Genomic DNA, 24,441 nt, shown 5'->3' on the forward strand with positions numbered 1-24,441 from the left:
CCTTAGCGCCCCAGATAAACATCTATAACCTGTTCATTGGCCTGAACTTCTCGCAGGGAACCTTCAGCCAGAACCTGCCCTTGATGTAGCACGGTGACATGATCGGCGATGTTTTCCACAAATCCCATGTCGTGTTCCACCACCATCAATGAGTGCTTCCCAGCCAGGGAGCGAAACAGCTCTGCGGTATATTCGGTTTCTGCATCCGTCATTCCGGCGACCGGTTCATCCAATAGCAATAAATGCGGTTCTTGCACCAACAGCATGCCGATTTCCAGAAACTGCTTTTGACCATGAGATAACAAACCAGCCAGTTGCATGCGCTCCCTGGATAGCCGCAGCGTGATTAACATTTCGTCGATCCTATCCCGCTGTTCGCCACTGAGTTTTGCCTGCAAGCAGGCCCACACCGACTTATCGCTTTTCTGTGCAATTTCCAGATTTTCAAACACCGTCAGCGCCTCAAACACCGTGGGTTTCTGAAATTTGCGGCCGATACCTTTTTGCGCAATATCTATCGGTTCAAGACTCGTCAAATCGGTAGACTGATCGTAAAAAGCACGCCCGCTTTGAGGCTTGGTTTGACCGCTAATCACATCCATAAGCGTGGTTTTCCCCGCGCCGTTCGGGCCAATGACGCAGCGTAACTCCCCCACGCCAATGTTGAGGGACAAATTGGTCAAGGCCTTAAAACCATCAAAACTGACGTTAATATTTTCCAGCTGTAGAATCGGGTCCGTTTGCTCACGATAGCGATCGGCCAAATGCTGGCGGGTAAACAGCGGTTCGTCGGGTTGCATTATTTGTCTCCTTTACGGAATAACCCCATCACGCCGCGCGGTAAAAACAACGTGACGGCGATAAAGATAAAACCGAGGAATAACTGCCAATACTCAGGTACCGCCATGGTGAAATAGCTTTTGGCTCCATTGACCAACCCTGCGCCGATAACCGGGCCAATCAGCGTGCCGCGCCCGCCCAAGGCAACCCAAATCGCCGCTTCAATGGAATGAGTGGGTGACATTTCACTGGGATTAATGATGCCCACCTGTGGCACGTAAAGCGCACCAGCCAGGCCACATAGCACTGCCGAAAGCGTCCACACCAGCAGCTTGAAACCTCGGGGATCGTAACCACAAAATATCAGGCGATTCTCTGCATCACGCACCGCCGTTAATACCCGACCATACTTACTGCGAGCCAGCATAAAACCGATGCCTAAACTGCCGACCAACAGCAATACCGTGGCAATAAACAACCCAATGCGGGTGCCCGTTGCGGTGATTGGCATTCCGAGTAAGGTGGTAAACCCGGTGAACCCGTTATTCCCCCCGAAACCTGTCTCATTGCGAAAAAACAATAACATGCCCGCGTAGGTCAGCGCCTGAGTCATGATAGAGAAATAAACGCCTTTGATTTTCGAGCGAAAGGCAAAGAATCCGAAAACCAATGCCAGTAATCCCGGCACCAAAACAATCAGCGCCATCGCCCAGGCAAAATGCTGAGTTCCCCACCAAAACCACGGCAAGTGATCCCAGGAAAGAAAGGACATAAACGCCGGTAATTCCTCCCCCGCCGCCTGTCGCATCAGATACATTCCCATGGCATACCCCCCCAGAGCGAAGAAAATACCGTGGCCAAGGGACAGTAATCCCGCATAACCCCAAACCAAATCCAGCGCAATTGCCACTATGGCGTAGCAAAGAATTTTGCCCACCAGCATCAGGGTATAAGTAGAAATATTCAGTGGGTGAATATTCGGTAACAGTGCGAGTAACGGCAGTGCCACCATGAGTAAAACCATCAAACTGCCCAGTAATTTGATACTCCGCGGCGCTTTACGGGCAATGGCGGACATGATTGGCTGTCTCATTAGTCGATAACCCTCCCTTTCACGGCAAACAGCCCCTGTGGACGCTTCTGAATAAACAGAATGATCAGCACCAGAATCAGTATTTTCCCGAGCACCGCGCCAATCTGCGGTTCCAGAATTTTATTGAAAAACCCGAGCCCAAATGCGGCTACCGCACTACCCGCCAGTTGCCCCACGCCACCGAGCACCACCACCAGAAACGAGTCAATGATATAGCCCTGCCCCAGCTCAGGCCCGACGTTGCCCAACTGCGAAAGCGCTACGCCGCCCAAACCCGCGATGCCTGAACCTAGCCCAAAAGCGAGCATATCTATTCGTCCGGTGGCAACGCCACAGCAGGCCGCCATCGCACGATTCTGTGTCACCGCTCGCACATTCATGCCCAATCGGGTTTTGTTCAGCAGCAGCCAGGTGAACAGTAAAACCAGCATGACAAAAACCAATACCGCCAGTCGGTTCAGCGGCAGAACCAAGTTCGGCAATACCTGAATCCCGCCGGACAGCCAAGCCGGATTGGCCACTTCGAGGTTCTGAGCGCCGAACAGCATCCGTACAGCCTGAATCAATATCAGGCTGATACCCCAGGTCGCTAACAGGGTTTCCAGTGGACGACCGTATAAATGACGAATAATGGTGCGCTCCAACACCATGCCAATACCGCCGGTAATCACAAAAGCCACGGGTAGCGCCACCAACGGATAATATGCCAGCCAGTGGGGCGCAAATTGTTGAAAGAACCCCTGAACCAGCCAGGCCGAGTAGGCTCCTAGCATGAGCATTTCGCCGTGGGCCATATTAATCACGCCCAACAAACCGTAGGTAATGGCCAGCCCCAACGCAGCCAGCAGTAGAATGGAGCCGAGCGAAAGCCCCATAAAGACCTGTCCGAGAAGATCTCCCAGCCTCAACCGATAGTGTATTTTCGTCAGGCTGTCGGCGGCAGCGGCACGCACTTTCGGATCGCTTTCCCACTGCTTATCAGCCAAAGGTTCCAGCCATGCCTGTGCAGAAGGAACGCTGGAATATCCCAGTAAAGTTACCGCATGGAGTCGTATTGCGGCATCCGGACTGGCGAGTTGCAACCGAGCCAGCGCCGCCTCCAGCGCATCGCGCACACCGCCGTCGCTTTCCAGACGCAAACGCTGTTGCAATAGCGGCAATAATTCAGAATCGGCGTGGTTTTGTAAGGCTAGCGCCGCTTTCAATCTGTCATTGGCGCTGTCACTGATCAGTTGATGAGTTGCCAGCGCGCTCCTCGCCAATACCCGTAGGCGGTTAGTCAGACGGACTTTTTGGGTTTCCCCCACCGACGTTTTGGCTTCACCAAGTGGAATCAAAGCCGTACCCGTTTCGCTAAAGGGCCGCTGATGCCGATCGACCACCAGTTTTTCCTGTACTAACGCCTTCAGCAACGGAATGCGAACCTTCTGCGGTGCCGCAGCCCAACTTTGCAGTAATTTCGCCTGCTGGGTACGGTTCGCCACCGCAAAATCCTCGCTGTCTCCCGCTTTAGCGCAACAGGGCAGTAGCCAGATGACCAAAAATAGACATCGGAACACGTGAGCAGGTGTCATGGTTATGTTCTCCCTGAAAGGATAACCCTCTCCCACAGTGGGAGGGACGAGTTTGGCGGTGACAAAATCAGTGGGCGCGGGTTTTTACCGGCGTATCTGGTTTTTTATCGTTACCGGGAATGAACGGGCTCCACGGCTGAGCTCGCACGGGTTTATCCGTCTGCCACACCACGTTGAACTGACCGTTACTTTCGATTTCACCGATCATGACCGGTTTATGCAGATGATGGTTACCGGCATCCATGGTGAGCGTAAAGCCCGACGGCGCCTTGAAGGTTTGCCCTGCCATTGCCGCACGGACTTTATCCACATCGGTGCTGCCCGCTTTGTCTACCGCCTGCGCCCACATATGGATACCTACGTATGTCGCCTCCATCGGATCGTTAGTCACTGCGGTGCTCGCATTGGGCAATTTACGCGCCTTGGCATAGGCTTTCCATTGGGACACAAAGGCTTTATTGATCGGATTGTCCACCGACTCAAAGTAGTTCCACACCGCCAAATTCCCCACCAAAGGCCTGGTATCAATTCCTCGCAGTTCCTCTTCGCCAACCGAGAAGGCCACCACCGGCACCTCCGTCGCCTTCAGCCCTTGATTAGCCAGCTCTTTATAAAAAGGCACGTTCGAGTCGCCGTTAATGGTCGAAATAACCGCGGTTTTGCCACCGGCGGAGAATTTTTTGATATCTGAAACTATGGTCTGATAGTCGCTGTAGCCAAACGGGGTATACACCTCGGCAATATCTTTGTCCTGAACGCCTTTAGCATGCAGGAAGGCGCGTAGAATTTTGTTGGTTGTGCGCGGATAAACGTAGTCGGTACCCAATAGGAAGAAACGTTTTGCCGCGCCGCCGTCTTCGCTCATCATGTATTCCACCCCGGGAATAGCCTGTTGGTTAGGCGCTGCGCCGGTATAGAATACGTTTGGCGACATTTCCTCCCCCTCGTATTGCACCGGATAGAACAGCAGTCCGTTCAGTTCTTCAAATACCGGCAGAACTGACTTTCGTGACACCGACGTCCAGGCACCAAAGACTACGGCCACTTTGTCCTGAGCCAGCAACTGGCGGGCTTTTTCCGCGAACAGCGGCCAGTTGGAGGCGGGATCCACCACGACTGGCTCCAGTTTCTTACCCAATACGCCGCCTTTGGCATTGATCTCGTCAATGGTCATTAAAGCCACGTCTTTCAGTGGCGTCTCGGAAATGGCCATGGTGCCGGACAAGGAATGCATAATTCCCACTTTGATGGTGTCGACGGCGTGAGCGCTAAAAGCCAGCCCGAGACTGATAACCGATGCGGATAACGCCAACGCTTTAATAAAGATACGATGTTGCATAGCAGTCCCCCCTGAAAAGTCTGCTGAGAGCTGTAATTAACCCAATTTCTCCTGCCGCGCCTGATGCAGCATGTGGAGCGTGATTTGACGAACTTCTTTTTGACTGACGGAAATGTGACGGTGTAACAGATTTTGCGCCTCTTGCAGTTGGCGGTTTAAAATAGCGAGCAGAATCTGACCGTGCTCGGCGTAAGTCGCACTGATGCGCGAGCGCTGAGTAAAATCCAGACGTCGCACAATACGAATCTTGTCGGTAATATCCCGATGAACCCGCGCCATCTCAGGGTTTCCCGCCGCATCCAGTAGCGTCATATGGAAAGCCTCATCCTGAGACGCCACATCTTTGCCTTTCGGCATCTGTGGGTCATCGATCCAGAATTCAGTCAAGCGCTGTAACTGCGGCGGGCAAACGGCCGACGATAAGGCGCACAGCCGTTTCACCGCCTCTAGCTCCAGCACAATTCGCAGGTCGTACAGCGCCTCCAGATAATCGAAATCCACCGCTTTGATTTGCCATCCACTGCGCGGTTGAACGTCCACGTAGCCCTCTTGTTCCAACGCATACAGCGCCTGACGTACCGGCGTCCGGCTGGCATTCATTCGCACCGCCACTTCGTTTTCGCTAAAACGATCGCCGGGTAATAGCTGAAAATCGAAGATTTCCTGCTTCAGTAAGCGGTAAACCCGTTCAGCTATTCCTTCCGGCCGTGGCTGATTTCTGGCGTTCGACATCATTTGGAGTCTCCGATTTTGGCAATAACACGCATCTTCAACTGGCAATATCCAGCCACAGCAGCGCATCCCCCGGCTCGACTGCCCGCCCTTGCTGGCAGTGAATTCGCATCACTGTGCCGTCGTAGGGCGAGACGACCATCAGCTCCATCTTCATAGCCTCCACGACAATCAACGGCTCTCCTTGCTTCACCCATTGCCCCGGTTCCACCAGAATTTTCCAAATATTGCCGTTCAGGTCGGCGCTAACCAAATGACCATCCGGGTCTTCGGTTATCTCTGCCTCTGCCAGCATGGCGCTTTCGACCGCTGCGCTTTCCTGTGCCTGCCAGTGAGCCACTTCCCCGTTGAATGCCTGCTGCTGACGCTGGCGGAATGCCGCAATGTCGTCGGCGTTTTCCATCAAAAATCGGCTATAAGTGGCAAAATCGAATTCAACCTCTTCAATTTGTATCTGCGCTCGCCCCTCGCGAAAAGCGCGGCGAAACGCGGTGAGTTCCTCTTCCGTTACCGGATAGAAACGCACCTGATCGAAGAATTTCAGCAGCCAGGGTTCATCACCAAATTGCTCATTTTTTAGGAATTTGTTCCAGATAGGCAGCGTACGACCAACCAATTGATAGCCACCGGGAGAATCTATGCCATAGATGCACATATACATCCCGCCGATACCGACGGCGCCTTCCGCCGTCCAGGTTCGCGCGGGGTTATATTTGGAACTGAGTAAACGATGACGAGGATCAAGAGGAACGGCGCAGGGGGCGCCGAGATACACATCTCCCAATCCCAGAATCAGATAGCTGGAGGCGAACAGGATTTGCTTCACTTTCTCACGACTGGATAACCCATTGATACGTTGAATGAAATCAACATTATTCGGCAACCACGGCGCTTCGGCCCGCACGGTTTGTTGATAACGTTCGGTGGCCGCCAGAGTGGCACTATCTTCAAACGCCATAGGCAGATGCACGATACGGGAAGGTACTTTTAGTGAAGTGACGTCTTCCAACGTTTGTTCCAAACCCAGCAACAGCGCCATTAATTGGCTTTGCGTCAAACGCTGACTGTCGTAACGCACCTGGAGCGAACGTACCCCCGGAGACAACTCTTCAATACCCGTTATTTCACTTTGGGTAATTGCCTGCATCAGCAGGTAAATCCTCAGGCGCATCGCCAAATCTAGCAAGTTATCGCCGTATTCAATCAAAATGTAGTTATCGCCCGCCTGACGATAAATCACCGCAGGACATTGATTGTGTGCCGGTAATTCCGCCAGTATCGCTGCACTTCGCGTATGTATTGGTTCAATAATGGGTGATACTTTTCCCGTTGAGACTGGTGCCGACATGGCCTGTAAATCAGCCAAGGCCGCGTCCTGCGCGGACGCCAGAGACTGCGCCTGCTCAAACGTCACCCTGCGAAAACGGATTCGGTCGCCCGGTTTAACCTGCCCGACTTTCCACAGTTCGGCTTTAGCAATGGTCACCGGACACACAAACCCCCCCAGACTGGGGCCATCCTGAGTCAAAATCACCGGAAAATCACCGGTGAAATTCACTGAACCAATGGCATATTGGCAGTCATGGACATTGGACGGATGTAGCCCTGCTTCGCCACCGTCAGCTCTTGCCCATTCGGGCTTAGGCCCCACCAGCCGCACCCCTAAACGATTTGAGTTGTAATGCACCAGCCATTCGCTGGCAAAGAAGGTTTCCATCGATGCGGCGGTGAATAAATCTGGCGCACCGTGAGGCCCGTTCAGCACGCCAATCTCCCACAAGTCGCCGTACTGCGGGATCAGGGCTGGCTCCGGTATTTGCGGCAGCGCAATCGGCGCAGGGGTGGTACAGGCTGCCAGATCGGGCCGAGATATCGCCAGTATGTCCGCCACGCGCAGGGTACGGCCGGCGTGACCACCAAACTGCCCCAGAGCAAACGTCGAGCGACTACCAAGATAGACCGGTACATCCAGGCCGTAACGCACCGCGAGATAAGTACGGCAGCCGCGAGTGGCTCGCCCCAGCGTCAGGATTTGCCCTGCTTTCACGATCAGCGGCTGCCAATAGGGAACGACACGACCATCAAGCGCTGCTGGACAGTCGGCTCCGGTCAAGGCGATGGTGGCATCACAATGAAAACGCAGGGTTGGGCCTTGCAGAGTAAATTCCATTCCCGCCGATGATGGATGGTTCCCGACGATACGATTGGCCAGACGAAAAGCGAAATCATCCATCGGGCCAGAAGGCGGTACGCCGATATCCCAATAACCCAACCGCCCCGGACAGTCCTGCACGCTGCTCCAGGTACCCGGTTCCAACACTTCGATACTGTGAGCCTGGTATACCACGCTATCCAGCAGACGCGTCCACATCACGCCAGCCTTAAATTCGGCAAGACCGATAATCTGCCGCAGGTAATCGAGATTGGTCGGAATGCCATGCAAGCGTGTCGTATTTAGTGCAATTACCAGCCGCTCCAGCGCCTGATGGCGATCCTGACCGTGGACAATAATTTTGGCGATCATGGGATCGTAGAACACGCTGACTTCACTTCCGCTGCTAACCCAGCTATCAACGCGCACATTTTCGGGGAAACAGACTTCGGTCAGTACGCCTGGCGCGGGCTGGAAATTTTTCAGCGCGTCTTCGGCATACAAACGTACTTCAATGGATGCGCCGCGCGGTGGCTGAACCATGCGTTCCCAATCCAGCGCGTCGCCCGCCGCGATTTTCAGCATGCATTCAATCAAATCCAGCCCGGTGACGCTTTCTGTCACCGGATGTTCTACCTGTAACCGGGTATTCACTTCCAGAAAATAAAACGCATCGCTGGCCGCATCGTAAATAAACTCCACCGTTCCTACGCTGCGATAATTAACAGATTCCCCCAAGGCAATGGCAGAGGCATACAACGCTTCCCGCGTAGCCTGCGGTAAATTCGGTGCCGGAGTTTCCTCAACAACTTTCTGATTCCGTCGCTGGAGCGAGCAATCCCGCTCTCCCAATGCCACCACCCTGCCTTTTCCATCGCCAAAAATTTGCACTTCCAGATGACGAGCCCGGTCGATAAAACGCTCGATAAACACACCATCGTCGCTGAAAAACTGCTGCCCCATACGCTTAACGCTATCCCACGCCTCTACCAGAACCCCCTCGTTATCGCAGCGCATCAGCCCGATTCCTCCGCCCCCTGCGGTGGTTTTTAGCATCACCGGATATCCGATGTCCTCAGCCGCCCTTTGCGCTTCCCGCAGGGTTGCGAGTAATGAGGTTCCGGGCGTCATCGGCATGGCGACCGCAGCGGCCAAGGCGCGAGCACGATGTTTCAAACCAAAGCTGGCAATGTGTTCCGCAGTGGGGCCGATAAAGACAATGCCAGCGTCTTCGCAGGCCTGAGCAAACTCGGCACGTTCAGACAAAAAGCCATATCCGGGGAAAATCGCTTCAGCGCCACTTTGTCTGGCCGCCGCAAGGATTTTGTCGATATCCAGATAGCTGTCGCTGGCTTTGTCCCCACCCAACGCCACGGCAATATCCGCATCAATAACGTGCTGGGCATTAGCATCAGGCTCGGAATACACCGCCACGCTGGTTATTCCCATATTTTTTAGCGTCCGAATCGCGCGAACGGCTATTTCGCCACGGTTGGCAATTAAAACCGAATTAAACATATAGCCTCCTCAGGCTCGGTGATCACGGGCCAACCAGGCTTTCCAGCCGCCCCAGGCAGTGATATCCGTGGCATCGTTCAATGCCGTAGGCTCGCAAATAAATCCCTTCGCCGTGGAACCATCTTCCAGCGTAAGGGTTCCTATCCCCAGAGGCGGCAGAATCTCCGCCACAAATTCGCCAAAATGAGCCAGCGGAATATCCCAAAGCTCCACCGCAATCCGCTGGCCATGACGGGATCGCACCAGCCCCGGCTTGGCAGGCTGAGTATTGGCTAAGGCATAAAGGCGATAATCTGCGGCGGTATGGGTTTCTGCAACAAAAGTGGCCGCACGACGGGTTAATTGTGAATTGAGCGGCTGACCGCGCAGATGCGCCCCCACTACCGCTACGCGAACATGGTGACAGCTGGCCGCTAGCGGCGTAGCCGCGGCCAGCACTTTCCCTATCGCACCAACTTTTTGCGAAAGCGCTGATTGCCAGAGAATGCCAAACTGACTCAGCGCCCGATCTTGCCAGGCTGGGGCGATCAAGGTGATTCCGGCGGGGAGACCATCGGCTCGAAAATATCCCGGCAACGCCAGCGCGCTTAAATCCGCCAGATTAGCGAAATGAGTGTAAGTGCCGAACTGCGCGTTGAAGCGCACCGGCTGTTCGGCTATTTCAGAAAGAGTGCGAATGGTGGGAGACGTCGGCACAACCAGCGCATCAAAGTGACTCAATTGTTGATTGATGCGTAACGCCAGCTCCGCACGAGTATATTCCGCCTGCCAGGCATCGCAGGCACTGTAGTTAAGGCCATTGGCGACAATAGCGCGCACCTGAGGATCCATGGTTTCCGGTTCCGCATGAAAAATCGCCCCAACGGCCAGCGTGCGCTCCGCTACCCAGGCACCTTGATAGAGCTGTTCGGCCAACGCCCGGAACGCAGAGAAATCAATCGCAACGAGCTCGGCCCCCATTTCGGTTAAACGTGTCAACGAACGGTCAAATGCGACTGCCGCCTGAAAGTCGCCAAAAAACTCCAGTCTATCTGGCACGGCAAAACGCGGAATCGGGTTGAAACAAGCGGATGCAGTTTGCGGATGTCTGCGCGAATAGGCGTCCAGCGGATCGTAACCTCCCGCCAGTTCGGCAATGCAATAGGCATCTTCGACGCTTAAAGCAAAAATAGACACACAGTCATTCAGCCGACAGGCCGGGACGACACCACGCGTAGACAGCCAGCCTTTGGTCGGCTTCAACCCGACGATATTGTTGAAACCAGCCGGAATACGCCCAGAGCCAGCAGTATCGGTACCTAACGAAAAACAGACCAAACCGCGAGCTACCACCGAGGCAGAGCCTGAACTGGAACCACCGCTCACATAGTCCGCGTTAAAAGCGTTAGCAACCGTACCAAAGGGGGAACGGGTTCCCACCAATCCTGTCGCGAACTGATCGAGGTTCGTTTTTCCAATCGCTATCGCACCTGCAGCTTTCAGGCGGGTAACTACGGTGGCGTCCTCCTCGGGGAAATAAGTAAAAGCGGGACAAGCAGCGCTGGTGGGCATACCTGCAACGTCGATATTATCTTTTATCGCAAAGGGAACGCCAAATAAGGGGAAATCACTGGCCTTTTTTCCACCGGAATTGATTTCCTTTAACAGCCGATTGACCTGCGAACCAATTTCCTGCTCATTAGCCAAGTAAATCCATGCATTATCATCGCTATGCCATTCTTTACTCATGTGCTGAAGCGCCGCGTTCAGCCGTTCAGGCTGTTTATGATAAAAACTGACCCATTCCGCTACAGTTAATATAGGCATTGATTGGTATCCCATCTGGTATACAAGATGAAATAGTTTTAGCAATTACAATGCCAATTATAATTTTGCTTAAAAATCAGTAATTTAAATACAAAAAAAGATTAACCCTGTACCTCGTCGCACTTTATTTGTGCACAAAACCCATTTAATAAGCTGTTTTTCCTTTAATCAGTGCAATCAGGTTAAAAATGATTAAGCCTGCCATCAAAGCAGGATTAAAAACACAGAGGAGAATAGATTAAAAACAGAAAAACCGGCATGGAGGGAGAAAATTAAGATAATCGATCATGGGAAAGCCATTCCTATTTTCAATGATGAAAAATAGCAGCGGAGATCGCTCACTTTCACAGCCAGTTGACGGATTATGATCGGAGCCGATAGTTTTAATATCGCGTGATAAACCTGCTCGCCCGTTTTTACTTTCAGCTGAGAAGCAATATCCGCATTGGCTTTTATCACCATAAACTAGAGCACTTTATTGGTACAACTTTTACTCGCCTGCTGAGCATTCTCAAAAAATTTTTTAGCGTATTAACATTGGGCTGAAGATTTTTTTCTTATATAAATACCGGAACCATGATGTTTTTCAAGCAGCCCTTTTTCCACTAAAACCATCATTATCTTACGCAAGGCATTACGTGAAATATTCCACGCCAAAGCTCATTTTGTTCTGAAGAGAAAACATCACCAACTTTATACTCCAAAAGGTTAATTCGATCCCTAAGGCATTTAACAACACCCGCAAAAAACACTTTCGCACCGCTTTAACGTCTCACCCATACTATTTTTCTCTATATAACAAATAAACTTCGTCATCAAAAACAGGCTGTGCAGGTTGTTTTTTGCGAGAGAGATAAGTGAACACAGTAGCGCATAAAATAAAGTGTTCGGATTTACGATTTTAATCATACCCACGTAGTTTAGCCTCCATTCTTGTAATACTAAAAATGACAGCCAAAAGGTATAAAAATAATGGAGAAAAAAAACTAAAGTTTTTCCAAATCATTTTTTATGGGTCTCTGCGTCTGCTGCCAATCAGGTAGAAGAAGCCTGGAATCTCGATGTGAAAGGAGCTTCAGTTTGGGATAAATTTGTACGAATTCTCGGAAAAACATTTGAAAATACCACTGGCGATATCGCCGTCGATCATTATCACCGTGATAAAGAAGATGTCGCTCTGATGTCAGAACAGAGTTTAACGGCCTACCGTTTCTCGATTGCGTGGAGCCGTTAAACGGCTGAAGTGGTATTTAAAGCTGGAGCGGTCAGCGGGAATCGAACCCGCATCATCAGCTTGGAAGGCTGAGGTAATAGCCATTATACGATGACCGCATGAATATTCGGAGCACTGTTTAAACAGCCGTTGGTAATAATCCATAAATAGGCCGTAAATCAATCTGAGTAAGCAAACTGGACATCTCAGGGGTACCCGTCATCGACTTAAACCCAGTTTGCTTATTTATTTGGTCCGCCATCGAGGTCTCGAACCCCGAACCTACAACTGAAATGGTCGTACGCTCTTCCATAATGAGCTAATGGCGGTTAGCGACAGGCAGTATATGTGGCAAAACATATACGTACAATAAACAAGGGTTACTTTAAGACTTATCGTAGGCTCTCAAAGTCATGAACCCCTCGGTAAATAGTATTCACAGCTAAAAACTTGCGAACGGTTGCCAAAACACCGTAGATCAGAAAAAAACCTATAATTTATAGTTAGATAAGATAAAATTCATCGTGAAATTTTGAGCCAATCTCATCTCAATAAATTTATTCAAACACTATCCCTTGTTTTTCCTCTGCCACTTCTCCTGTTACCCGATCGATTTTCTGCTCGGAATACGTTCGATATCGCTCTTTAAGCTCCCACTTCAGCGCTTTTCTATTCTTTTGATTATCCAGCGCTTCATCTAGCGACGATCGATCGCTCTTTGCCAAAGAAGAAGCGGGTTCCGGAGGAACATAGTGCCAATCATGGCTGATATTCGTACCAGCGTTCAGAGAGAAAATAAAACTGAAATACAACACCATTAAAACAGAGAAATTTTTAAAACTCATATAAATCATCCTTGAACTACGCTGCGAGTTAACCAAGTAAGAAGATACACAAATCGACAACAATTCCCAACAGCTTGAATATCCATGCTCCCGATACTCACCGCATTATTTTATCTACTCCCACACCACCTTATCAATCATCACAGTTTTAGCTTAGACAAGCGCTTCCGTCATCGTCATAGGTCTCCCTTGTCGTGGTCAAGCAAAACTGGCCACGGCTTTAGCGTTTTTCCAGAACAGTCTTTCTTGATTATCTCCGCCGTTGTTGATGTAGATAATACATCGCCTGAATTATTGACATCCGCATCCTGATCCAATGCACTGAATGAAAACAGCATCAAAATAGTAGCAATAATGACTTTTTTCATAATTTCTAGGTAACTCGGTTGTAGAGAGTGCAAAAACAGGATGGCGATATAAGAAATCAATCAAGTCTTATTCTAAAATACCCCCCTCATCAAATTAGCCTGCCCAATAAAGATATATATTCCATTCTATAAATGCTGAGTATAACAAATAAAATAATCATTAATTATCATGATGATTAATCTGCAACTCAATTGATTAACCGAACCAAATTGAATTCTAGCATGGCAATCAGAAATATATTTATAATGAACCATAAAACTCGATGTCAATAGAGTTTTATGGGCGGAAATAAAAATAATTAGGTTTTTTATTCCTGTTTTTTTACTCATACCCTGTAAATTAATCAGTATGTTATTTCACTTCAATATATAAAATTACATAGTTACCTAAATTATAGTAAATAAATGTAACTATATTAAAACCATGTTGTTTCCTCAGGTTATTACTGTTACTTCTGACAGGAGGAAAAACTAACTGAAGAAAGGAATAAATATGAAAAAATCACTTGGCTTATTCGGCTCACTGCTGCTGATTTCTGGTTCCGCTTTGGCTACAACGGCTCCCAATTGCACTAAGGTTGAATCGGTACAAATTGAACGGTTATTTGATAAATGGAATGACTCTTTGCAGACCGGAGATGCTAAGAAAGTGGCAGGTAATTACTTAAGCGATGCGGTATTACTGCCCACGGTTTCGAATAAGGTACGCCTGACAGACGCAGAACGTATCGATTATTTTGAGCATTTCCTGGAGAAAAAACCCGTTGGCAAAATTGATAGCCGAACCATACGTATTGGCTGCAATAAAGCCGTTGATACTGGCACCTATACCTTTACCTTTTCCGATAAATCAACGGTTTCAGCACGTTATACCTTTACTTATGCCTGGGACGGCAATGAGTGGAAAATATCAACACATCACTCTTCGGCCATGCCAGAGGCCTAACCATTAAATATATGTCTATTTTGTCTTATCTAATCAGTTAACATTGTGCTGCCGTATTTTCGGCAGCCAACTAATAAAATTTCGCCATAGTGAGTAATCCTGCTATTTCCCATTCATTTTTTATTTCTTATATTGGAATCATTCTAATTTCAATCTTCACAATGAAAAGACCGAACGATAGGGTTAAATACTCCGCAAAGCTCTGACTTCTCGTCGTATTAATTCACGAAAATTCAAACTTTCGACTTTATCAAGCTATGCAGGTATTTTTACTATTGAATATCGGCAATACATCTTCATTATCTGCCACATAAATAATGTCATCTTTTAGCTCTTTATTTTTTGGCATCGCCGGATAAACAAGAAAGTATGATGTATTATCCGGCGAGAAGTCATGACAGCATTATAACCTTAGCCATTCGGATTAACACTACAGTGGTCGATAGAGGTGATAGCGCCCAGAATCTCTTTCTATAGCTAACAGAAGACCAGACGGCGGCTGATGAATCGACTCTACCGCGCGACGGCTGCGGCTGACTGGCACGCTTTCTTCTACACGCTGCTGGAAGTCATTGGATTTTTCCGCTGCCGTTAGCAGAGACTGATAATCCTGATTAAAAGCGTCAGGATTTCGTTCTGCTTTACTCAAAAAGGAAACATATTGTGCAATGGAGTCAGCATTCTTCAAACCTTTTGAACCCGAAGTATTAATACTATTGAAATCCTTGAGATCGCTTCCTGCATATACACTTTGCGGTGCCTGACCCGCATCTGGGTTATTGAGATTGTTATTTCCGAGATTAATCAGTTCGAACACATCAACGTTGCCGACTTTCGTCTGCTGCCGAGTACCTATATACACAAAATCAAGTGAGTTTGGCGCACCGTGAGACAACTCATGAATGAGTACATCGGCCACCGCTTGCTTACTTTTTCCCATCATTTTGTAATAGGTGTGAAAACCGTCGCGACCTACATTGATTATTTTGCTATTAGGATTTCTACCCAACTGACGGTATTGATCTTTTGACAACTCGGCCACCGTATTTGTCTCTCCTACCTGACTGTCGAAACTGAAATTACGATGGCTAATACGCTCTAAGTCATTTTTGATATGACTCAACGTCTTACGTAGTATAATTTCATTCTGTGGTTTAAGCGGAAACTCTCTGCCAAAATACGCTTTTTGCGCTAATTTCACCTGTTCTCTGAGTTCGGGCTTATCCATGGCTTCAAGAGTCAGTTCAATTTTAGCTTTAGCAATTGGCAAGGATTTGGTAATAACCTTACGAGCCATTTGAACCTTCAAGGATTTACCAATTATTGGCAGATCTACCAGATTAAATGCCTTATTACCCGCCGTTCCTGTATTCGCCAATGCCAGCTTTACCTTACTCCCTTCCCCTGATGTCAGCTCGATAGGAATATTATTTCTATGTCCCAGTAGCAACTGCTTTCCTTGTTGAGAAATTGAATAATGCTTTCCATCAATCTTAATCACCTGCTTTCCGTTACGGGTACGTTGAATACCGAAATGGTTTGGCGCAGAAAGCTTCGCTTCATTCAACTGCAGCGGTTGAATATCATATTTACCCATGGCCGTAGACACTTCAGGCACCACGTCCAGAGAGACCGGTGCTTTAATGTGCCATTCTTGATTCGCATATTCTACTTTATGACCCGTGGATTCTGGCTGCCTAGCATCGTAAACAAATTGCTCATGACTGGCCAAATCGTAGCGATAAGGCACCAATCGACCATAGAGTTCAATGGCCTGCAATCGTTGAGGCTGAGATGAAACAGGATTACGTACGCTGTAAACGTTGGCGTTGCCGTCGGCAGTTTTATGGCGATGGCGAGAATGAAGGGAGAGTTCATGTGCCACACGCTGATCTAATTTACTAAAGCGAATGAATTTACCATCGCCAGTCGTTTTCCACTCCTGCGAAAGGTAGCTGAAATAGACTTGCTGCCGGCGTTCTCCGCCATTTTTTCCTTTAGGCAACACAGCGAAACTTTTCCCTTTATGCTCAACGAGAGGAACATCATGAAGTTTGCCATTGAGCGCCAGTTTAATATGGTTAACTCCATTCTTCAGATAGAACTTTGGCAGCTCTACCTGTGGTAGTTTCGGTTCAGATATTGGCCTGGTATATAAGCGTTGCTGTTCACTATGCGTGCTGGCACTTATGCTGAATTTGGCTTGCTGAGTCACTTGCTGTAATAAATTCAGTTCCTCTTCTGGCGAAGTAGGCTTTCCTTCAAGATCATTAGCCGCGTGTTCCAGCAAAGGTCCGACAATATATTGAGCAATAGCCAAAGGCTGGCTACCGGGCAATAAAGTTAAAAGCTGAGAAGTAATAGAATCAATCCTCTCGGTAATATTGGTCGCTTTCTCTATTTCCTGATTCGTAGGGCACCCTTGGCCTTTATTCCAGCTATCTATATTCTTACTTTCAACCGTCATCATGGTAATTGGCTGCCTCAAAGTTTTACCAATTTGACGTAGTATTTGTGCAAAAGTCAGATTTTCGCCGTTATTCATACAGGAAAAATCAAACATCTTAACAATTTTGACGTCATCCAGAACTGGCGGTTGAGGCGTTGTTTTAGGTGGAAATACCGCATAGCGTGGCATACGCAGCTTTGTTTCTTCGGTTAGAAGAGTGGGAGTGGTTGCGATTTCCCGCTGTAAATTTCGAACCTGCCCCAGCGTTTGGGCTATAGGATTAGCTCCGTGTCCTGCGATCAGCACAGGAGCGGCCCGCTCGGATGTTAACGGCATACCGCCTTGTGCCAACAATCCATGCAACAAGACATTTTTTAGACTTGGCCGGCCTGATGACACCACCGTCTGCGATTCTGGAACATTGTGCAGCATCTTTATCTGGGCAAACAGATTTTTAACCTCGGTGCGCTCTTCCGGCGTAGTGGCATTTGCAATTAACTGTGTTTCAATTGAAACCTGACGATTATTGGGAACTAAAGGGTATAAAGGCATAATATGTACCTGAAAAAAGGCTAAGAAAATTATGAGATGAATAGACAGATATTTATAGCGGTGGTCTTGCCAAAATATAAACCCGAACTTCGTAATAAACATGAAAGAAGCTAACGTTTTTAAGCGAAATATACTTTCAAAAATCGGCAATATACGTCGGCCACACCAATTTTACGACCACCTGAGAATATCCGATTTTTTTCATTCTACAAATTTGTAGGCCAATATGGACATGAGGTATATAATTATTTACTTTCCGCAAATGTTGTAACTGAAGGTTACGGGGAAGTGATGGGAATAAACTCTACTTTGCCGTGAGGAGAGATTATAATTGTAGTAGTTATTTTTAATGCAAATAACTAATGAACATATTTTAGGCACCTTAAATTTACGAAATTCATTAATATTGGTCGTGGTAACGCCTGGCGATAAGAAATACGGCCATAAAATCATAAAATCATAAAATCATAAAATCATAAAATCATAAAATCATAAAATCATAAAATCATAAAATCATAAAACCTAATATAGCAAGACGGTTTGGCTCCACCAAAAATTAGAACCATTATTTTAACCGATAACAGCTTCAATATTAATAATTGTAGGATCTGCTCGCATTGCCTTACGGCAACATTTTAATATTTTCCGTACCTGCTGGTTAGGCCAATCTATCACGATGTATTTTCACAAATAAATATCGTCGGCAGGACTGGATTCAAAAGACTGGCTGCGACTCCCAACAAGAATCATCACCTAATTCCCCCAATCCTATTCGTTGCCAATACTTCTGGCCGATCAAATAAAACACCATTTAACCTTGGGTGACTTCGTAAAACGTTTACCCCCTCCCTCATGCCGCCAGAAATATCAACGGTCGTTACATTTTTAGGGGAATAATAATACCCGAAAATTAAACGCTCCCAATATTGGGAGCGGTATAACTTACGTATTCAGATTTGAAAAAAAATAATGCCTATCACATCAGGCCCTATTTCAACGTTGCGCGCTGGTCTAAAATGACTTTCGACGCTTTAGTCTTACATCATTGTTGACTCGTCCGGTCATGACGTTTTCCAGACCGGATATAATTCCGGAACAGTTATAGCAGGCGGGGAAATCTTGATTCACATCCCCAACCAGCCTTTGGGTAAAGATATAACTGCCGTTGAGCCTTTCGGCGTTTCCACCTTCAATATCAGGATTAGAAATAATATAATTCAGCGCCTGTACTTCTGCATGTAAACCGGCGATCCCGGCCATTTTAGGTAAAACATTATTATTTGCTAAAAGATGATCCCGAATTCGCCCTTCAACCACCGCATGAAGATCTGTTCCCGATGATTTATATTGGCTACGGATGCCAGTGATAAATGCTTCTGTATCTGCGACTCGGTAATACCCCAGGCTCGATTCTGGCTTCCATCTTTGACTTTTACCTAGTTTATCAGGATGATACTGACTCAGTGACGGTTTCACTTTATCCTCAATCAGTTCCACACCGGGAAAGGTATTTTTATTACCCAAGCTTCCGGGAAGATTCAGAAAACCATCTTTATAAACCGGATCCGGTTGCAGCGTATTTAAAACACCCGCATGAGCGGCGTAGGTTTTTAATTTTGAATTGGTAAATTTCATTCCTCTTGATTTTTTTTCTTTGTCTTTCTGTTTTATACCTTTTAGCACCGCCTCATTATTTAAGGTCTCCTGTAAAATCATTCCGGTACTTTCAGTCATACGTTGATAAGTATCTCTAACGCCTCTATGAGGCCCGTCTATCTGGTTTAGTTGGTAAATGGCCTTAACAATATCCCTAGACGCATTAGTCGTATCCAAATCCAGCCAATCTAATGGAGCCATTCCATCCGGATCGGTGAGCCGCAGTGGATTATTTCTCACCATTCTATACAGATTTAACCCATCAACCGTACCCGCAGGATCGGCGGAGAGCCAACGACCCGCCCAAGGTTGATAGTAGCGGAAACCGTAATAATACAGCCCGGTTGCATCCCGTTCTTTGCCTGAGTATCGGACTGTTTTATATGCCGTTTCTATATGACTCCGTGCTGCCCACACGGCGGTTCCGCCATAGGGATAATATTCTTCCATACTGATGACCAGCCCATCGCCATCCACTTCCAGACCGCTGCTACAGGTGAGGTTATCGTAGCTCCAGCGTATCTGGTCGTTGATTATTCCATCTGGTTTTCCGCTCTCCCAATGTAGTACACGCACCTGAGCACGCCCCGCCTCACCTATGCAGATAACCTGTAAGTTTTCCGCTTCCGCCACGCCGCCAGTCATAGTTCGCCATTCCAACCCCGGCAAATATAGCGCCCGTTGCACCCGCGCACTGTGATTCGTTTGCTGCGAACTGATTTTCAAAATACGCTGGCTGCTGCCGTCATAACGGTAGCTTTCACTGTCATCCGCCGTTTCGCCGCGAGCCACTAAAAGCACAGTGCGTAACTCACCACGCGGTGTCCAAATCAGGCTCTGCCCTTGCTGTAGGCACTTTTGGCTTCCACTTGCGGTAAAGAGCGCATCCACATCAGCAGGGTTTTCCGTTAGCGAACTCATTACGCCACGGTTGCTACGCTCACTCACGGTGATGTTTAGGGTGTAATTATTATTGGTCGCGGGCGCACTGTGTCTGATGCGCATTAGATTACCGGCGGAATCATAGGTATAAGTGCGGGTATAGTTCGTATATACCGAAGAATCAGAGGGAAGAGGAACGAGAGGGGAAGGTAAATCACTGCCTTGCTGGCCAGCTCCCGCCACTTCCCGTCCGCTGGCGCTGACCAATTGATATAAGCTGTCGTAACGGTAGGCATTTTCAGGCACCACTTTTTGATTGCGCCAAAAACGCGTTTCCTCTGCGTCATTAGTGATGCTGAGAACATTTCCTACCGGATCGTATTCATAACGTAAATCCTGTAGCACCTTCGCACCGGCGGCATGGCCGTTCGGACGCTCGGTTTTAATACCGATCAAACGCTGAGTTTCCGCCTCGTAAGTATAAGTGGTTACCACACCGTTACCGCCTTCCTCTCGAAGCTTCTGTCCAGCGGCAGAGTACGTCAACACCTTTATGATAACCTGCTCCTGCCCTCCTTTTAGCGTCAGCCAACTCGCTGACAGTTGGCCCGCAATATCGAACGCCACGCGTTGCTGATTGCCCACTGCGTCAATGGTTGTCAGCACCGCACCCGCCGCATCCGTGCGAGTCACAGTAGTATAGATTTCTGTCGCCAGCAGACTATTCCAGGCGGAAGTATCGTTCCCCTGCCAATCGGCCAAGATGTTCGTATCATCCAAATTTTTCAGCAGCTTACGGCTAACCGATAACGGTTTACCCGTTAATGACACGCTGTCTGTCTGTATCAGGCCGGCCGCATCATAATAACTGACGCACTGCCCGGCGAGGTTCAGATTCTTCTCCTGCGGCGTATTGCCCGCATACACAAAATGCTCTGTAATCCGCGCGTTTTCGCCGTTCACCTGCTCGGTTACACTCAGTGGACGGCCTGGCAACGGGGCATTTTCATACTGAAAGGTTCGGGTGACGGCCAGACTGAGGTCGTCCTTACCATTCTCCCCTCTGCTAATATTGGTCATCGCTATAACGGATCTTCCTTCAGTATCGTTCAGAACTAGCGTGTTACCCGCATCAACGCTTTGCGTATATATGATATTTCCATTCAAATCAGTTAGATAAGAAAAATTAGTAACCTCTTTATGATTTAGTCTTGGATCTAAACTTTGAGCCAGAAAACCGCGAAAATCGAATTGATGATAGGTGATACATTCCTCCGTCACTTTAGGTGTATCAGGATGACGGCGATACGCGATATCGCGAACGCTTAGGCCCCGGTTATCAAACACCGTGACCGATGGGGTTTTACTAAACAGCTGTATGTCCATAAATATCTCCTGGTTAAACATGAAAAAAACGAGCACATGAATGGGAATACGTTCGATAGATGTGAACTATACGATTACGTACTAAAAGAATGTTGCTCGACACCCCATATTATTTATGGCTATTTTTGATAGCGCAGTTTGAAAATATAAAAACAACATAGTGAGGATGAAAAAATAGCCTGCCCTATTAAATAAATGATTAAATCAGGCAGGCTAGTGCTTCAGCGTAATTTAACGACGGTATTCTTTCTGGCCTCGTATTTCAGTTCAGTCATTCCAAACTGGCCTCTTGTTCTATGTTTCTTATGCGGTTTTAGCTCACCAAGCTCTAATAACGTTGATGCCGACACCTCACCATTTTTGTCTTTTGTTAATAGACTGAAAGATACACCAACGGTATTTTCGTAACCTGTGGTTCGGTAATTTAGAATATTATCTGCATCTCTATGTATTTCACTGCCTTTCTTACCGTTGTAAGCGATAGTTCCATTATCAAAATAATCCAATATCGTTAATAAGCTGTCATTCACGGCTTCTGGATTCAGGTCAATACCGGCATCCGGAATTAACTTATTCAGCATTCGGAAATTATCCGTCACTCCGTGTTCACCGGTTACCCAATTTTCGGATGGGGTTCCGGTTCCGGCATGCAAAGCATAAAAATTATTCCCTTTAACACCGGTAATCATCGTACATCCGGTTAATGTCCCAGCCGTCACCAGCACGGAGCGGCCAGGTTTTATATCATTCAGATTAATATTAATCCCTGCGGCACCCTGCACACCGTTGTGAAGAACCACCAGATCAGTATTATTTTTTAATGGTTTAGTTTCCCAATGTGTTCCTGCATACCATTTAGAGGATTTATTGGATGATGTGATATTCTCACCTGAGGAAACTTCTAACACCTCTCGACGATCTTCCGCAGAAAGTTCCTTGTGGTTCTGTGGCGGAAAGTCTTTATCCCTATCCTGTCTGGAGAACAGAAAATCGATGTCAATCTCGCTTTCTGAACGGGTATAAAACGGCCCGGTTCCTTTGAGGGATGAAATCGTTAATGTGTCTTTCTTCCGAAATGAACTGATGCGCTCAAAAAAACCCGGAGCCAAGCCGTCAGGATCATGGAGTACAATCGGGTTATTCCTGACCATTCTAAATAGATTCAGCCCATCTATCGTACCCGCCGGATCGGCACTCAGCCAGCGGCCAGCCCACGGCTGATAGTAGCGGAAACCGTAGTAATACAACCCCGTGGCGTCCCGTTCCTTGCCTGAATAGCCATAGGCTTTATCACTCGCTTCTCGTTGACTGCGCGCCATCCACACGGCAGTACCACCATAGGGGTAATATTCCTCCTGACTGATCAATTGCCCGGTTCCATCCACCTCTAACCCACTGCTGCCAATCAGATTATCGTAACTGTAACGCAGTTCGTCGTTAGCCACTTCAGTAGGTTGCCCAAGCTCCCAGTGCATTGCCTGTACCTGCGCCCGGCCAGCTTCGCCAATTTTCACCACCAGTAACGTTTCAAACAACGTATTACCTTGATGAATTGTTCTTCGTTCCAGACCTGCCAGATAGAGCACTCGCCGAGTTTGGGTATTGTTATTGGACTGCTGAATAGCCATTTTGCTAACGCGCTGACTATTAGCATCATAACGGTATGTTTCACTGTCAGATTCCTGCCCATCGCGCGCAACCGGCGTGACCTTCGCCAGTTCACCGCGAGCATTCCAGCTTAACGTTTGACCAGGCAATAGTTGGTTCTGCCGTCCCGCGGCGTCAAAGAACGCCTCCACTTTATCGACATCGTCGGTTAGTGAGCTTAATACCGCACGATTGCTGTATTTTGAAACAGTTATATTGGTGGTGTAACTATTATTGGCTGCGGCCGATGTATGGCGAATTTGCATCAAATTACCAGCAGAATCATAGTGATAATTGCGGATGTAATTGGTATATGCATTGTTATCAATCGGAGACAGTGTGGGAAGTTGGCTACTCTGTTGCGGAATGTTTGCCATTTCGCGCCCGTTGGCGCTGACTAATTGGTACAAAGTGTCGTAGATGTAGGTATTTTCTGGCACCACTTTCTGATTACGCCAGAAACGAGTCGCTTCCGCGTCATTGGTAATACGCAGCACGTTACCTACGGGATCGTAGGTATAACGCAGATCCTGAAACACTCTGGCTCCCGATAAATGCCCCGCTGGACGCTCGGTTCTGATACCGATTAAACGCTGAGTTTCCGCCTCATAGCTATAAGTGGTGAGCACACCGTTACCGTGCTCTTCTTGCAGCTTTTGTCCGGCGGCCGAATAGGTCAACGATTTGACTATGATCTGCTCTTGCCCGCCCTTTAAACTCAGCCAGCTGCTTTTAAGAAAACCGGCTACATCGTAGGCCAACCGTTGGATATTCCCCATGGCGTCCGTTTGTACCAAGGTTTCCCCATTGGCGTCGGCGCGGTTGTAAGTGGTGAAAATTTCCGGCGTCAATAATTCCAGCCACGCCGATTCATTCGTCCCCTGCCATTCCGGCTCTGCGCTCTCCAGCAGTGGCTGAAAGCACGCCGATATCGGCGTGCCAGTGAGCGCAATACTCAGCGTTTGATTCAGCCCGGCGCTGTTATAATGGCGTAAGCATTGCCCCGCCAGATTGTTCGCTTTTTGCGATGCATCACTGCCAGCCCAGTAAAAGCGCTCAATAATTCGCTCTTCTCGATCTTTCTCCCTTTCACTGCGACTGAGTACCCGCCCCGGCCGATTTTCACCTTCATATTGCCAGGTATGTGACACGCCGGTGGCGGAAATGCTAATGGCAGGACGAGCGGCAATATCATTCAGGGAAAAGATTGTGCCTGCATCAACGCCGTCAGTACGCAAAACTTCGCCGCTAAGGGCCGTAAAGTAAGACAAATTCGGCTTAACCGAACTATCCTGCTTTCGTCTTTCCGCCAGACGCGGATCGATACTTTGAGAAATAAACCCATAACTATCATATTGATGAAAAGCTATACGCTCAGCAATTTCCTGCGGTGTATCTGGATGGCGATAATACCGTAACTCCCGTATAACGTGGCCACGATTATCCAGCACGCTAACCCCCGGCGTGCCCTGATGGAGCGCAGAATCAAACTGGTTCATCTCG

At 48.1% G+C, this 24,441-nt stretch carries 13 protein-coding genes, 2 tRNA genes and 2 pseudogenes; 2 read left to right on the forward strand and 15 right to left on the reverse strand.

All coding sequences use genetic code 11. The features are described from left to right. Window positions 1-2 precede the first annotated feature (2 nt). From urtD to atzF, 7 genes are all read right to left on the reverse strand, one after another. Window positions 3-800, reverse strand: a complete 798-nt coding sequence (gene urtD / locus DBA33_RS08500) for an urea ABC transporter ATP-binding protein UrtD (protein ID WP_064513256.1) — start codon at window positions 798-800, stop codon at window positions 3-5. Further along, the gene (gene urtC / locus DBA33_RS08505) at window positions 800-1,873 is read right to left on the reverse strand and encodes an urea ABC transporter permease subunit UrtC (RefSeq protein WP_120806216.1); all 1,074 of its coding nucleotides are present in this window, start codon (window positions 1,871-1,873) and stop codon (window positions 800-802) included. The genes urtD and urtC overlap by 1 nt, the downstream gene beginning before the upstream one ends. After that, a complete protein-coding gene (gene urtB, locus DBA33_RS08510) occupies window positions 1,873-3,447 on the reverse strand; it encodes an urea ABC transporter permease subunit UrtB (RefSeq protein WP_120806218.1) in 1,575 nt (524 codons plus the stop codon). The genes urtC and urtB overlap by 1 nt, the downstream gene beginning before the upstream one ends. 67 nt (window positions 3,448-3,514) lie before the next feature. Continuing rightward, window positions 3,515-4,786 carry an urea ABC transporter substrate-binding protein gene (urtA, locus tag DBA33_RS08515; RefSeq protein ID WP_064513249.1) on the reverse strand — a complete coding sequence of 424 codons (1,272 nt, stop codon included), beginning with the start codon at window positions 4,784-4,786 and terminating at the stop codon, window positions 3,515-3,517. Window positions 4,787-4,822: 36 nt separating this feature from the next. Next, window positions 4,823-5,521 (reverse strand): GntR family transcriptional regulator, encoded by a 699-nt coding sequence (locus DBA33_RS08520; RefSeq protein WP_064513247.1) that lies wholly within the window; start codon window positions 5,519-5,521, stop codon window positions 4,823-4,825. Window positions 5,522-5,555: 34 nt separating this feature from the next. Then, complete coding sequence (gene uca, locus DBA33_RS08525; protein ID WP_120806220.1) at window positions 5,556-9,188, reverse strand: urea carboxylase; 3,633 nt, start codon at window positions 9,186-9,188, stop codon at window positions 5,556-5,558. A gap of 9 nt (window positions 9,189-9,197) precedes the next feature. Continuing rightward, window positions 9,198-10,994, reverse strand: coding sequence for an allophanate hydrolase (gene atzF, locus DBA33_RS08530; protein WP_120806222.1), 1,797 nt, complete (start codon window positions 10,992-10,994; stop codon window positions 9,198-9,200). 994 nt (window positions 10,995-11,988) lie between these two features. Here atzF and DBA33_RS08535 point away from each other — a divergent pair. After that, window positions 11,989-12,225 (forward strand): annotated as a pseudogene (locus tag DBA33_RS08535) (family 1 glycosylhydrolase); the annotation flags it as partial. A gap of 26 nt (window positions 12,226-12,251) precedes the next feature. Here the strand turns inward: DBA33_RS08535 and DBA33_RS08540 are convergent. The 4 genes from DBA33_RS08540 to DBA33_RS08555 all read right to left on the reverse strand — a co-directional run bounded on the left by DBA33_RS08540 (window position 12,252) and on the right by DBA33_RS08555 (window position 13,420). After that, window positions 12,252-12,326 (reverse strand) — tRNA-Gly (locus tag DBA33_RS08540). Between the two features lie 132 nt (window positions 12,327-12,458). Next, window positions 12,459-12,536 (reverse strand) — tRNA-OTHER (locus DBA33_RS08545). Between the two features lie 228 nt (window positions 12,537-12,764). Beyond that, a complete protein-coding gene (locus tag DBA33_RS08550) occupies window positions 12,765-13,052 on the reverse strand; it encodes a hypothetical protein (RefSeq protein WP_064513242.1) in 288 nt (95 codons plus the stop codon). 176 nt (window positions 13,053-13,228) lie between these two features. Then, a complete protein-coding gene (locus DBA33_RS08555; protein ID WP_064513239.1) occupies window positions 13,229-13,420 on the reverse strand; it encodes a hypothetical protein in 192 nt (63 codons plus the stop codon). A 493-nt stretch (window positions 13,421-13,913) separates the two neighbouring features. On the opposite strand from DBA33_RS08555, the gene DBA33_RS08560 reads away from it, so the two are divergent. Further along, window positions 13,914-14,366: an SgcJ/EcaC family oxidoreductase gene (locus DBA33_RS08560; protein WP_064513237.1), complete on the forward strand. Its 453-nt coding sequence runs from the start codon at window positions 13,914-13,916 to the stop codon at window positions 14,364-14,366. Between the two features lie 430 nt (window positions 14,367-14,796). Here DBA33_RS08560 and DBA33_RS08565 read toward each other — a convergent pair whose 3' ends face one another. From DBA33_RS08565 to yenC1, 4 genes and pseudogenes are all read right to left on the reverse strand, one after another. Continuing rightward, the gene (locus DBA33_RS08565) at window positions 14,797-17,469 is read right to left on the reverse strand and encodes a hypothetical protein (RefSeq protein ID WP_162975187.1); all 2,673 of its coding nucleotides are present in this window, start codon (window positions 17,467-17,469) and stop codon (window positions 14,797-14,799) included. 909 nt (window positions 17,470-18,378) lie between these two features. Beyond that, on the reverse strand, window positions 18,379-19,224 hold the full coding sequence (locus tag DBA33_RS21250) for a YwqJ-related putative deaminase (RefSeq protein WP_306423377.1): 846 nt from the start codon (window positions 19,222-19,224) through the stop codon (window positions 18,379-18,381). Beyond that, window positions 19,225-21,291, reverse strand: a pseudogene (gene yenC2, locus DBA33_RS08575) (insecticidal toxin complex toxin subunit YenC2); the annotation flags it as partial. 221 nt (window positions 21,292-21,512) lie between these two features. Continuing rightward, window positions 21,513-24,437: an insecticidal toxin complex toxin subunit YenC1 gene (gene yenC1 / locus DBA33_RS08580; RefSeq protein WP_120806227.1), complete on the reverse strand. Its 2,925-nt coding sequence runs from the start codon at window positions 24,435-24,437 to the stop codon at window positions 21,513-21,515. Window positions 24,438-24,441 lie beyond the last annotated feature (4 nt).

Source organism: Yersinia sp. IP36721, from assembly GCF_003634395.1.
GTDB classification, from domain to species: domain Bacteria; phylum Pseudomonadota; class Gammaproteobacteria; order Enterobacterales; family Enterobacteriaceae; genus Yersinia; species Yersinia entomophaga.